The sequence below is a fragment of the Nonomuraea sp. NPDC005692 genome (assembly GCF_040631115.1).
In the GTDB taxonomy this organism is placed as follows: domain Bacteria; phylum Actinomycetota; class Actinomycetes; order Streptosporangiales; family Streptosporangiaceae; genus Nonomuraea.
Map to the genome: position 1 here is coordinate 1 of NZ_JBEXYU010000011.1, position 12,563 is coordinate 12,563.

Genomic DNA, 12,563 nt, shown 5'->3' on the forward strand with positions numbered 1-12,563 from the left:
TCAAAACCCACAGCCACTACGACCAAGCAACCGCCTGGTCACACCACGACTACGACCTCACCGCTTGACACTCAACGTCCAGGGATGTCTGACCCCGGCTCCCACCGCCTGGCCCTGGCTTCACCGGCTGGCCCTGGCCTCACCGGCGTGCGGCAAAGGACAGCGGGGGCCGGTCCGTCACCGCGGACCAAGCCCCCGCCACCGACCCGCCGACTCAGGCCAGCGTGTCCCTGATCTTGATCTGACCCGCGTCGATCACGAACTTCTGATTGTTGTTGTTGGCCTGACACTGCCACTGGTAGATCCGGACCCCGTTACCGCGGTCGTTGGTGACATCGACACACATCGGCCGCGACGTCCCCAGAGTGTCCTTGATCTTGATCTGACCCGCGTCGATCACGAACTTCTGATTGTTGTTATTGGCCTGACACTGCCACTGGTAGATCCGGACCCCGTTGCCACGGTCGTTGGTGACATCGACACACATCGGCCGCGACGTCCCCAGAGTGTCCTTGATCTTGATCTGACCCGCGTCGATCACGAACTTCTGATTGTTGTTGTTGCTCTGGCACTGCCACTGGTAGATCCGGACCCCGTTGCCACGGTCGTTGGTGACGTCGATGCACATGGGGTTCGGAGCGGAAGCCGCAGCGGGCAGGACGAGGCCCGCACTGACGGTGGCGACGAGGACGGCTCCAGACAGAAGGCGACGAACCAGCATGAGTGTCCCTCCGAGGGTGCGTTGAACAGGGCTCATGCACCATGTCGCAACTCACGGTGTTCGATCAATCACCATCTGTTTACAGTTCCCTTCCCTCCCGGCATGCACAAGGAGGCGCTCACTCCGGCCGGCCGCCGATGGCGAGACCGACGAGCTTGGCGAGGAAACGATCGACCTGCTCCTCCAGCGGCGGCCACGGCAGGTCGGGCTGGTTGACCCGCATCGACACGGCCCCGTGCACCGCCGCCCGCAGATCCAGCGAGACCACAGCGGCGTCGTCGTCCGGTGCGAGCCCGGCGTCGATGCACCGCTGCACCGCGGCGGTGGTGCGCTCGGCCAGCTCCTGCTTGAACGACATGGCCACCCGCTGGTTGAGCGTGCTCTCGTGCAGCACCTTGTACAGGCCGGGGTGCTGCTGGACCCACCTGCCCAGCAGCAGCACGCGGGCGCGCAACTTCCCCGCCGGATCGGCGGCCCCGGTCTCGGCCTCATCGATGGCCGCCACGAGCTCGCCATGGAACCTCTCCAGGGCGGCCAGCACGAGCGCGTCCCGGTCGGCGAAATGGATGTACACCGAGGTCGCGGCGACGCCGACCTCACGTGCCACCGCGCGCATGGACAGGGCCTGGTCGTCGCCGAGCTCGTTCAGCAGGCGCAGAGCGGCGCCGATGACGTCGTCCCGCAGGCGCTCGCCCTGGCCCCGCGGATTGCGTCCCTGCCTGCCGCCGCGAGGGCCGGCCGGGGCGGAGGTGGTCTCGTCCATGAAGGTCCATTGTAGGCGGACGCCCGTTGCACTACAGTCGTAGCGCTACAGTCGTTCACATATGGAGGAGATCCATGGAGAACCAGGTGAAGGCGCTGGACTCGGTGTTCGCCGAGATGAGCGCCGCCACCGACCGCCTGCTCTGGGACGAGATCCCGGAGCTCACCAGGCGCGAGAAGCTCCTGCTGTGCCTCACCGCCGACGTCTGCCAGCAGACCCTCGGCCTGCCCTTCGAACAGCACGTGACGATGGCCGCCGGCTGCGGTCTGCCGGCCGACGACCTGCGCGAGATGCTGCGCTTCGTCGCCTACGACAGCGGATACCCCGCCGCCCTGACGGCCCTCGCCCGCCTGACCGAACTGGAACGGGAACACGCCCTGCCCACCCCCACCGGCCAGGGTCACGAGGTGAACGCCGACGGCACGGGCAGCCCGCTCCCGGAGGCGATGCGACAGGCCGTGGCCGCCCTGGACCGGCCGTTCAGCACCTACATGGACCTGCAGTCCCGCATGCGCGCCGGCATGCGGCGGGTGTCGACCAGGGAGCGCGCGTTCATCACGATGACCGTCGACGTGCTCTTCCAGACCCTGGAGGAGAGCTTCCGCGCCCACCTGACACGCGCCCTCGGCGCCGGCGCAACACCGGAGGAGGCCCGTGCCGTCGTACGGTTCTCCGCGCAGTTCGGCATGACCAAGGCCTGGCGCGCCATGCACGTGCTCGACGCCCTGCTCACCGAACTCGCCCCACAGGAGAGCCGCTCCCGCGCCTGACGCCGTTGCACACGCAGCAGCCCTCCGCGATCCCGCGGAGGGCTCCTGCGTGGGGGTGTCACGGAAGGGCCGGAGAACGAACGCGTAGGCTCGCCGCTGATCCGGCAGCATGCAGGGAGAGGTGCGATGACTTCTGGCTTCGCGGCAGGCGAGGAAGAGTGGCGAGCTCGTCTGGGGACACTCCGGCAGATCGTCCGCCAGGAGCTGGTCGCCCGGCAGTTGGCGGCCCACCTGCCGGACGCGGTGCCGCAGCGTGTTCTGGACGTGGGATGCGGCCAGGGAACCCAGCTGCTGCGGCTGGCGCGACGCGGACACGATGTGACAGGGCTGGACTCCTCGGCCGCACTGCTTGGTGATCTTCGGCGTGCTCTGGCCGACGAGCCGGAGGATGTCCGGGAGCGAGTGCGGCTGCTCCACGGCGACGCAGCGGATATCGCCACCTTGTTCCGGCCTGAGAGCTTCGATGTCGTGCTGTGCCACGGGGTTCTGATGTACTTCGCCGACCCTGGGCCGTTGCTGGACGATCTGGCGCGGCTGTTGCCCCCAGGGGGCATGCTGTCCCTGCTGGTCCGCAACGGCGATGCCTTGGCGATGCGGCCAGGTCTGCTCGGCGACTGGGCGACCGCGCAGCGAGCCTTCCAGGAACTCTCGTACGACAACCGCATCGGCGTCACGGCTCGCGCCGACCGCTTGGACGTCCTGACTGCCGCGCTCGCGGACCGGCGGCTGAAGGTGCGCGCCTGGTATGGCGTACGCGTGTTCACCGACACCGCGCCGGCCGACGCGGAGATCCCCGACGACCAGGTTCTGGCCGCGTTGCTGGACTGCGAGCAACAAGCCGGCGCCACAGATCCTTATCGACGCGTTGCGGCCTTGACCCACGTTTTCGCCGAGCGGGACTAGAGCCGATCGAGCGTCCTGGGATCGACGCTCAAGCCTTCAATCTTCGGCGATCAGTGAACCTGGGGCCGCGGTGCGCCGGCGCCCCTGCCTCAGTCTCCGATCCCTGATCACCGCAAGCACAAGGAGGTGAGCCAACAGGCCGTCCCGCCCACGAGGCCCACCGCTGATGTTGCGGCCACGATCACGCGCTGCGGCATGGTCAGGGCATCGAACCACGACCTCTTCTGATCAACTGGCTCCACGGGCTCACTGTCCCACAAGGGGCCATAAGCGACCACCCACATCGCGACGCCGTCCTGCGACGGGATCCTTGGTCACCCGGTCAGACACGCAGAAGCCCCCCGCGATCTTGCGGAGGGCTTCTGACCTGGAGCCGCCTTGGGGATTCGAACCCCAGACCCCTTCATTACGAGTGAAGTGCTCTGGCCGACTGAGCTAAGGCGGCGTGCCTGTACGGCTTGCAAGAGTCTACAGGAGATCGAAGGGTTCTTGCTCCTCCCGATCACCGGATCCCCGGACAGATCGCGCCATCCTTCGGCGGCACCCCCTCCACGAGATACCGGTCCACGGCGTCGTCCACACACGGGGAGCCGTTCCCGTACGCGGTGTGCCCGTCGCCGTCGTAGCTCAGCAGCACGCCGGACCGCAGCTCCCCCGCCAGCGCCCGGGCCCACCCGTACGGCGTCGCCGGGTCCCGTTTCGTACCGATGACCAGAATCGGAGGAGCCCCGGCGGCGGTCAGGCGATGCGGCGCGAAGATGGGCCGGGCCGGCCAGAACGCACACGGCAGGGACGACCACACGATGTACGGCCCGAACCGGGGCGCCTTCCTGGACGCCTCCGCCGCATCCTCCGCGAAGGCCGCAGCCGTCGCCGGATACGGACCGTCGACGCAGTTCACCGCCAGATTGGCCGCCAGTTGGTTGGAGTACGTGCCGTCGTCCTGCCTGCCCGCGAGCTGGTCGGCGTTGCGCAGCAGCAGTGAGCCGTCGCCGTTCAGCGCCCGGCGTAGCGCCTCGGTGAGTTCCGGCCAGGAGGCACGGTCGTAGAGCGGCGTCAGCGCTCCGAGGGTGGCCAGCGCCTCGGTGACCCGCCGGCCGCCGCCGCCTTCCAGGGGCCGGGCGTCCGCATGGTGGATCAGGGCCCCGACCTCGTCCATCGCCTGCTCGGCGGTCCGGCCGGCGAACGGGCAGTCGCGATCGCCCAGGCAGTCCTCGACGTACGCGCGCAGCGCCTCCTCGAACCCCACGGCCTGCTCGGTGTTCACCAGCACCCGCGAGTCGGCCGGGTCGAGGGCGCCGTCCAGCGCGAGTGCACGCACCTTGCCGGGAAACAGGTCGGCATAGACGGCCCCGAGAAAGGTGCCGTACGACTTGCCGAGATAGGTCAGCTTCTGGTCGCCCAGGGCCTGGCGCAGCAGGTCCAGGTCGCGGGCCACGTCCACGGTGCCCAGGTGGGGCAGGAGCCGGCCGGAGCGCTTCTGGCAGCCGGCCGCGAACCGCCGCGCCGCGGCCTCCAGAGCACTCCGTTCCTCAAGGGTGTCGGGGGTGGTGTCCATGGCGACGAACGCGTCGAGCCCTTCGTCGTCGAGGCAGTCGACCGGCGCCGACCGGCCCACCCCGCGGGGATCGAACCCGACGATGTCGAACCGCTCCCGCACCTTCTCGCCCACGACCAGCCGGGCGGCCCTGGCGTACTCGACCCCGGACGCCCCCGGCCCACCCGGGTTCACCACCAGCGAGCCGATCCGGTCACCCGTCGCGGGCAGCCGGACGACCGCCAGCTCAAGCCGCTCGCCGTCGGGCCTGCCGTGGTCGAGCGGCACCCGCAACGTCCCGCACTGGAACCCGTCCCCACAGTCGGACCAGCCGAGCCCCCGCACCACCCGCTCCTCCGGACGGCCACACCCGCCGGCGAGAAGCAGCACCGGCACCGCGGCCCCGGCCACGACGCGACGCAGCCACCGCACCCGCATCCCCGCGGCCCCGTACCGCGAGGGACCCGGCACGGTCAGCGGGGCTCCCCACGAGCGATGGTTGCGCACCACACCAGCCAACCACCTCCGGCGCGGACACACCCTTGGATGCCATCCGGCGTTGGCGGGACACACGGCGTCACCCCAGGTGACTTCCCGCGATACCAGGAGTTAGCCTGAAAAGGCTGCTCCGTCCCCCCGGTGACGGTCGCTCAGTCGACACGTCCGGAGGCAGTCGTCCGGTATGTCCGGCGAACAACGGAGGCATCGATGAACGGCTACCCGCACATCGCGGACCACGGCATGATCGGAGACCTGCAGACCGCCGCGCTCGTCTCCAGCGACGGCACCATCGACTGGTGGTGCACGCCCCGGTTCGACTCGCCGAGCCTGTTCGCGTCCATCCTCGACAGCGGGCGCGGGGGCCACTGCCGGCTGGCCGCCGACATGGAGGGAAGCGACGAAGCGACCGTACGGCAGCTCTACCTGCCGGACACCGCCATCCTCGTCACGCGGTTCATGGCTCCCGGCGGCGTCGGCGAGGTCGCCGACTTCATGGAACCGAACACCTCCAGCACTCCTTCCGGCCGGCACCGCCTGGTGCGGCTCGCCCGGGTGGTCCGCGGGAGCCTGCCCTTCGTCTTCGCCTGCCGTCCCCGCTTCGACTACGGGCGAGCACCGCACACCCTCGCCCTCGGCGACGCCGGATCGGCGATCTTCCAGGGCCCCGGCACGAACCTCCACCTGCAGGCCGTCGGCCCTGTCGCCCTGCGCCCTGACGACGAGGACGTCGTCGCCGACTTCACCCTCCAGGCCGGCCAGATAGCCGCGATCGTCCTGACCAGCTGCAGCGGCGACGACCAGGCCGTGCCGCCCGTGACCGCCGACGGGATACGCGACAGCTTCGAGGCCTGCCGCACCTTCTGGCACGATTGGCTGCGCGCGTCCCGGTACCGGGGTCGCTGGCGTGACATGGTGAACCGTTCGGCGATCACTCTCAAGCTGCTCACGTACGCACCCACCGGCGCCCCGATCGCCGCGGCCACGATGGGGCTGCCGGAGCAGATCGGCGGCGAGCGCAACTGGGACTACCGCTACACCTGGGTCCGCGACGCCTCGCTGTCCGTCCGGGCCCTGATCGACCTCGGCTTCGTCGAGGAGGCCCAGGCTTTCCGTACCTGGCTGCGTGAACGGCTCGCCGCCGGCCGCGCCTCCGGTGAACCGCTGCAGATCATGTACCGGATCGACGGGGATCCCCATCTGACCGAGGAAGTACTCGGCCATCTGGAGGGATACCGACAGTCCCGACCGGTACGGGCCGGAAACGCCGCCTCCGACCAGCTCCAGCTCGACATCTACGGTGAAGCCGCCGACGCCCTGGCCCAGGCCCAGGAGATCGGCGGCATCCGCGGCTGGCGAGCCTTCGCCGAGCTGCTCGACTGGCTGGCCGACTCCTGGGACCGTCCGGACGAAGGCATCTGGGAGACCCGCGGCGGGCGTCAGGAGTTCACCTACAGCCGGCTGATGACCTGGGTCGCCTTCGATCGGGGCATCCGGATGGCCACCACCTACTCGCGTCCCGCTGACCTGGTCCGCTGGATGAGTGTCCGGGACGCCGTCTTCAACCAGATCGTCGACCGCGGCTGGAGCCCTGATCGGCGGGCCTTCGTCCAGCACTACGGCACCGACGTGCTGGACGCCTCGCTGCTGCTCATGCCCCGGGTCGGATTCATCTCCCCCCGCGACCCGGCCTGGCTGAGCACCCTGGACGCCATCGACGAGGAGCTGGTCAGCGACAGCCTCGTCTACCGTTACGACCCCGCCGCGTCCCCCGACGGCCTGCGCGGATCGGAGGGAACGTTCAACCTGTGCAGTTTCCTCTACGTCGAGGCCCTGGCCCGCGCCGGACGGCTGCAGCAGGCCCGTTACGCCTTCGACAAGATGCTCACCTACGCCAACCACGTCGGCCTGTTCGCCGAGGAGATCGGCCCGTCAGGCACGCAGCTCGGCAATTTCCCGCAGGCGTTCACCCATCTGGCGCTCATCGCCGCGGCCATCGCCCTCGACGAACAACTCGACCGCGCCGAACCGGACGGGCGGTAGACCACACACGGCGTCCCGGGTCACCGGGGGTCGGCGGGGAGCCGGATCGAGGCGCCCAGCCCCACCAGGGCGAAGATCGCGAGAGCGATCATGGCGAGAGCATAGGACCGGTTCCCCTCGGCCAGCCCGGAGATGAGGATCGTGCCTGCGATCGCCGTGCCGAACGACGAGCCGAGATTGGACACGCTGCGCGACAACCCGGAGATCTCGCCCTGCTGTTCCTCGGGAAAGCTGGACTGCACGACGTTGACCGACGGCGTGAGCATCACGCCCACGCCCAGCCCGATCAGCAACAGCCCCGGCACGAAGGCGACGACCCGCGAAGACGCTCCGACCAGGGCGAGCAGGACGGCGATCCCGGTCACGGTCATGGCGAAACCCGCCGAGATCAGGTTCTTCTGGGAGTGCTTCTTGGTGAGCCGCTCCGCCGCCAGGGACGTCACCAGAACGCCCACGGTCGCCGCGGTGAAGACGACACCCGTCTGGATGGCGTTGTACCCGCGGACCTTCTGCAGGAAGACCGCGACGACGAAGGACGTCCCCATGAGGACCAGCCACTGCATGTTCTGGGTGACAAGGCCGAGATTGGACGTACGGTTGCGGAAGAGACGCGTCGTGAGCAACGGCTCCTTCCCGGCGCGTTCCCGGGCGCGGATGTGCAGGAAGAACCAGACCAGGAAGCCCGCTCCGACGACGAGGAACGCCGTCATCAGCACGGCGTTCCTGCTGGCCTGGAGAATCCCGAACACCACGAAGAACATGCCGACGGCCGACAGGACCGCGCCGGTGGTGTCGAAGGGCCGGGTCGGATCCGGCGGCACCGGGTCGGCGATCCGGCGGCTGAGAAAGACGATCACCGCGACCACCACCGCCTGGAAGACGAACGCGGCCCGCCAGGTGATCGCCGTCGCGATGAAACCGCCGATCAGCGGGCCCGCGGCCGCGCCGACACCCCCAAGCCCGCTGATCAGGCCGTAGGCCCGGGCCCGCGACCGCAGATCGTCGAAGGCCATCGTCGCGAGGATGTAGACGGGCGGGATCAGCAAGGCGGTCCCCACCCCTTCGAGAACCGAGTTGCCGAGGATCAGTACCGCGAGGTTGGGCGAGAACGCGCTGGTCAGAGCACCGATCCCGTACAGGATGAGCCCTGCGAGGAAGCATCTCTTGCGACCCCAGCGATCAGTCAGCTTGCTGCACGGGATCATGAGCACCGCCATGATCAACAGGAACAGCGTGATCGTGCTCTGCACGCCCTCCACCGTGGTGTTCAGGTCCCGGCCGATGTCGTTGATCATCACGTTCATGTTCGAGCCGGCGAAGCTGCAGATGAACTGGGCGAGGGCCAGCGGAGCCAGCGGGCTCTTCGAGAAGGCGGCCGAGCTCCCGGGGGCTGCGGGTCCGGTCATGGTCCACCCCGCCGTCGCGCTCGCGGAGCTCGATCGGTGGCGACGGGGTCGGCGCCTTCGCCGTACGAACCGGCGCCGCCCCTCTCAAGGACGGGATCGCCGCGGCACATCATCCACCTGTGCATGACCACCTCGATGTGAATCCGGCATGATTGCTCACCCTTCTCAGCCAGGCCGCCCCCACGTACTCAGCCAGGCCGTGCCCGTATTCAGTCAGGCCGCTCCCACGAGCGAGCGGTCGCGTCGGTGATCGGAGCGGCCGTTCCGGCGGGCGTCCCGGCGGGCGTCCCGTCAATGGTGGAACGCGGCCTTCAGCACCACGATCACCAGTCCGAGCAGCAGATTGATCACGCTGGTGACCAGGACCATGCGAGAAGAGGCGCCGATCCCCACGGCCGCCGCCGCCGACCAGCCGACCTGCCCGGCCACCGCGACCCCGAGCGCCAGCCAGGCGGTGCCCTGCGGTTCGAGGCCCAGCAGCGGCCCGACGGCCACGGCGACGGCCGGCGGAACGGCCGCCGTGACGATCGGCCACTCCTCGGCACAGGCCCGGCGGATATCGGCCACGCTCATGCTCTGGAAGACCGTACGGGCGCCGAACAGGCGGGCGTGGACGTGAGCGGCCCAGAACACCGTGCTGGTCCCCAGCAGCAAGATGATCATCTCCAGACGCGGGAAGTCGCCGAGCGACGCGGCGCCGGCCACCACCGAGGCGGCGAGCAGTGATCCGTAGACGGCACCGGCGTAGTCCCTGTGGGCACCATCGGCCGGCGACCGATGACCGTCGGCCGGATCGGGCACCTTCCCCATGACGACCTCTCTTGGTGGTGACCGGACCATCCCTGGACAAAGGCTGCTCAACCCTCACACCCGCAACGAAGCGGACGCGCTGCGCTCACGCAGCGGGGCAGGTGCGCCGTGCTCAGACAACGAGGCGGGTGCGCCGTGCTCACGCGGCGGGACTGGGCGCGTGGTCGCCATGCCGTCCGCGAGGCGCAGCCGTGCGCGCCGCAGATCCGTGGCGGTGGTGTGCGGCATTCCGTTCACCGGGCGCCGATCCCCTCCATCATCTCGCGCAGCTGCGCCTCCTCCTCACGGTTGAGCGAGGTCTGGATGACATGCCCGCCGTACGACTGGATCTCCGGGATGACCTTGTCCGGTGTACTCTGCACGACCAGGACGAACAGCGCGGCGGTGCCGGGTTCGAGCTTGCCGGCGAGTTCCCTCATGAACTCGTCGTTGACGCCCGCGTCGGTCATGGCTGCGGCGGCCGCTCCGGTGGCGGCGCCCATCGCCATGCCGAACAGGGGCACGAAGAACAACATCCCGATCAGGCCACCCCACAGCGCTCCACCGGCCGCCCCCATACCCGTCGTACCGCTGGTCTGGTGGAGCTTGATCGTCCCGTCGGCCCGGCGTTCGACGATGGCCACGTCCTCCATCGTGATCAGGTTCTGCCGTTGCAGGTCGGCCAGGCGGTCACGGACGGCGATGGCGGTGGGAAGGTCCGGATAGGAGATCGCGATGAGGTTGCTCATTGGGTTTCTTCCTCCTGATCGTTTGCATCGACGAGCAGATGCGGACGGCCCGGAAGCAGTGCGGGCCGCCGCCGGAACAGGTCTGCGACCAGCTTTCCAGGCAGATAGCCCACATACCTGGGACTCCCCGCAGAAGACCCGCAACGGCCGCATCACGACACATATGACGACATCTGAGGACAACGCCCTGCCAGGCCGCCGTCCATCTTCTGATCCCCTCTTCCCGATCGGGCGGCCACCGCGAGAAGGCAAAAGATTTCCCTGGGGCAAATCCGCACATTTCTCGAAACCAGACCTCGGCGCGCCGAGAAAGCACCCGGCAGGCAAATCGAAGCAGGGACTCTCTATGCACAACGTCGAGGGTGAGCAGCCCCGACTGTGGGGACCATCCACTTCGCCTACCTTCCGGCGAGGCGTGATGGAGGGACGTGGGCTGCCATGGGATGTTTGTTCGCGGTCTTCGCGGGTCTCTTTCCGCGACTTGCCGTCTTCATCATCTGGGTGGCGCGGCCCGCTCTGGTCAGCGCCGCTTTCGACACGTGGATCTGGCCTCTCCTCGGGCTGATCTTCCTGCCGTTCACCACGTTGATGTACGTGATCCTGTACGTCCCCGGCGTCGGGCTGCACGGAGCGGACTGGTTCTGGATCGCCGTATCGGTCGCGCTGGACCTCTTCCACTGGGTCGGCACCGCGACCCAACGTCGCCAGATCCCCGGCTATCCCCGCGGCTGACCGGCCACCGCCCGTACCGTCGCACATGACACCGGCCGGACGGCCCGCATCGGCCTCCGCTCGCCACCGCTGCCAGAACGATCGTCCGCCGGGTCCACGTCACTTCGGCGGCGGCGAGCCGGGGCCGCCCTTCGAAGACGCTCCCCCGTCTCCGCCCTTCGGTGGCGCCGATTCGGTGGCCATGGCCTCTCGCAGCTCCTGACGGGTGGCGAACGTGTCGATCAGCGACAGCAGCATGGCCACGATGGGGATGGCCAGCAGCGCGCCCATCGCACCGAACAGCGACGCCCCCGCGATCACGGCGGCGAAGGACACCCCGGGATGGATGTCCACCGCCCGCGAGCTGATCTTCGGCTCCAGCGTCAGGTTCTCCACCTGCTGGTACACGATGCCCCACGCCAGAGCGGCCAGACCGATCCAGGGACGTGACGAGACCAGTCCCACCACCACCGGCAGGGCAATGGAGATGTAGGTGCCGATGGTGGGCACGAGCTGGGCGACCAGCCCCGTCCACGCTCCGAGCGCCAGCCAGGAGGGCATGTCCAGCAGCCGGAACACCAGGGCCGACGCCGTGCCGTTGATGGCGGCCAGGATGAGCCGGGAGGAGACGTATCCACCGGTCTTGATCGTGGAGACGTCCCAGACGCTGATGAAGACCTGCTGGAGCCGTCCGGGCAGCAACTGCGCGAGCCAGCGGCGCAGCCTGGGCCCGTCGGCCGAGAAGTAGAACGTCAGCAGTGCCAGGGTGAACAGGTTGAACACCGTTCCGGTCACCGTGCCCAGCAGACCCAGCACCCCGCCGAGCGCGCCCTGCGCGTACTCGGCCGCCTGCTGCGGGGTGAGTTTGATGGACTTGAGAATGTCGGAGATCTCATAGCGGGTGCCGAGACGGGCGTTGACCCACTCGACGACGCTGCCGATCACTTCGGGCAGAGCCTTCAGCAGCACCGCGACCTGCTGCACGAACATGCTGCCGAACAGGATCATGAAGATCACGAAAGCCAGGATGAACAGCGTCATCACCAGCAGCGTCGCTCTGCCTCGGCGCATGTGCCGCGACATGCGCCGCACGGCGGGCTCCATGGCCAGAGAGAGGAACCACGACATCACCAGCATCGCGATCAACGCACCCGCGTCCGTGATCACGAACCGGACGAAGAACGCCACGGCGACGACGGCCGCCATGGCAAGCCCGGCACGCCAGACGTTGGCAGGTGAAAGCATCACCTGCACTGCGGGCCCGCCGTCGCTCGACTGCACCGGCTTCTTCATGACTCTCCAGAGATCTAGATCCCACCTCCGATGACCACGGTGAACGACGAGACCGCAGCGGACGACGAGTCCGACCTCAATCCGGGCGCACGGACCTCAACCCTCCGCGCGTTCGTCCCATGTAGCCTGCGGCCCGAGCTGCGTCATGCCTGGAAGTGACGCACCCAACGTACGACGACCAGCCGCTCCAGCCCTGCATCTACCACCCGACCGGCTTGTCCACCACCTCGCCCCCTGCTGAACGGCGCACCACACCAAACCCCCCGCCCACACCACCCCACCCAAAGCCCCCCACAACAGCCCCACCAAGGACGCACCTTCCCGAGTCCCCCGAGCCGAGCCCCCCTGAGACACCAGCCCGCACCAGCCCGCCCGGAAGC

11 protein-coding genes and 1 tRNA gene are annotated in these 12,563 nt (G+C 68.6%); 4 read left to right on the forward strand and 8 right to left on the reverse strand.

Translation table 11 applies throughout. From position 1 onward, the window contains the following. Positions 1–214: 214 nt before the first annotated feature. Positions 215–721 carry an RICIN domain-containing protein gene (locus ABZ459_RS23115; RefSeq protein WP_357973528.1) on the reverse strand — a complete coding sequence of 169 codons (507 nt, stop codon included), beginning with the start codon at positions 719–721 and terminating at the stop codon, positions 215–217. 118 nt (positions 722–839) lie between these two features. Continuing rightward, positions 840–1,484 (reverse strand): TetR/AcrR family transcriptional regulator, encoded by a 645-nt coding sequence (locus ABZ459_RS23120; protein ID WP_357973531.1) that lies wholly within the window; start codon positions 1,482–1,484, stop codon positions 840–842. 74 nt (positions 1,485–1,558) lie between these two features. On the opposite strand from ABZ459_RS23120, the gene ABZ459_RS23125 reads away from it, so the two are divergent. Together ABZ459_RS23125 and ABZ459_RS23130 are read left to right on the forward strand one after the other, a co-directional pair. Continuing rightward, on the forward strand, positions 1,559–2,254 hold the full coding sequence (locus ABZ459_RS23125) for a carboxymuconolactone decarboxylase family protein (protein ID WP_357973533.1): 696 nt from the start codon (positions 1,559–1,561) through the stop codon (positions 2,252–2,254). A gap of 126 nt (positions 2,255–2,380) precedes the next feature. Continuing rightward, positions 2,381–3,157, forward strand: a complete 777-nt coding sequence (locus ABZ459_RS23130; RefSeq protein WP_357973536.1) for a methyltransferase domain-containing protein — start codon at positions 2,381–2,383, stop codon at positions 3,155–3,157. A gap of 368 nt (positions 3,158–3,525) precedes the next feature. Here ABZ459_RS23130 and ABZ459_RS23135 read toward each other — a convergent pair. Both ABZ459_RS23135 and ABZ459_RS23140 read right to left on the reverse strand, forming a co-directional pair. Beyond that, positions 3,526–3,602: transfer RNA gene (locus ABZ459_RS23135), tRNA-Thr, on the reverse strand. 57 nt (positions 3,603–3,659) lie between these two features. After that, positions 3,660–5,204 carry an alpha/beta hydrolase gene (locus tag ABZ459_RS23140; protein WP_357973539.1) on the reverse strand — a complete coding sequence of 515 codons (1,545 nt, stop codon included), beginning with the start codon at positions 5,202–5,204 and terminating at the stop codon, positions 3,660–3,662. A gap of 198 nt (positions 5,205–5,402) precedes the next feature. On the opposite strand from ABZ459_RS23140, the gene ABZ459_RS23145 reads away from it, so the two are divergent. Continuing rightward, complete coding sequence (locus ABZ459_RS23145; RefSeq protein ID WP_357973542.1) at positions 5,403–7,235, forward strand: glycoside hydrolase family 15 protein; 1,833 nt, start codon at positions 5,403–5,405, stop codon at positions 7,233–7,235. Positions 7,236–7,255: 20 nt separating this feature from the next. On the opposite strand, the gene ABZ459_RS23150 is transcribed toward ABZ459_RS23145, so the two are convergent. From ABZ459_RS23150 to ABZ459_RS23160, 3 genes are all read right to left on the reverse strand, one after another. Continuing rightward, complete coding sequence (locus tag ABZ459_RS23150; RefSeq protein ID WP_357973545.1) at positions 7,256–8,641, reverse strand: MFS transporter; 1,386 nt, start codon at positions 8,639–8,641, stop codon at positions 7,256–7,258. Positions 8,642–8,932: 291 nt separating this feature from the next. Then, positions 8,933–9,451 carry a hypothetical protein gene (locus tag ABZ459_RS23155; protein ID WP_357973548.1) on the reverse strand — a complete coding sequence of 173 codons (519 nt, stop codon included), beginning with the start codon at positions 9,449–9,451 and terminating at the stop codon, positions 8,933–8,935. Positions 9,452–9,684: 233 nt separating this feature from the next. Further along, complete coding sequence (locus ABZ459_RS23160; RefSeq protein WP_357973551.1) at positions 9,685–10,179, reverse strand: DUF1269 domain-containing protein; 495 nt, start codon at positions 10,177–10,179, stop codon at positions 9,685–9,687. Between the two features lie 447 nt (positions 10,180–10,626). Between ABZ459_RS23160 and ABZ459_RS23165 the strand changes: the two genes are divergently transcribed. After that, positions 10,627–10,911 carry a hypothetical protein gene (locus ABZ459_RS23165; protein ID WP_357973553.1) on the forward strand — a complete coding sequence of 95 codons (285 nt, stop codon included), beginning with the start codon at positions 10,627–10,629 and terminating at the stop codon, positions 10,909–10,911. A gap of 99 nt (positions 10,912–11,010) precedes the next feature. Here ABZ459_RS23165 and ABZ459_RS23170 read toward each other — a convergent pair whose 3' ends face one another. Further along, positions 11,011–12,183 (reverse strand): AI-2E family transporter, encoded by a 1,173-nt coding sequence (locus tag ABZ459_RS23170; RefSeq protein ID WP_357973556.1) that lies wholly within the window; start codon positions 12,181–12,183, stop codon positions 11,011–11,013. Positions 12,184–12,563 lie beyond the last annotated feature (380 nt).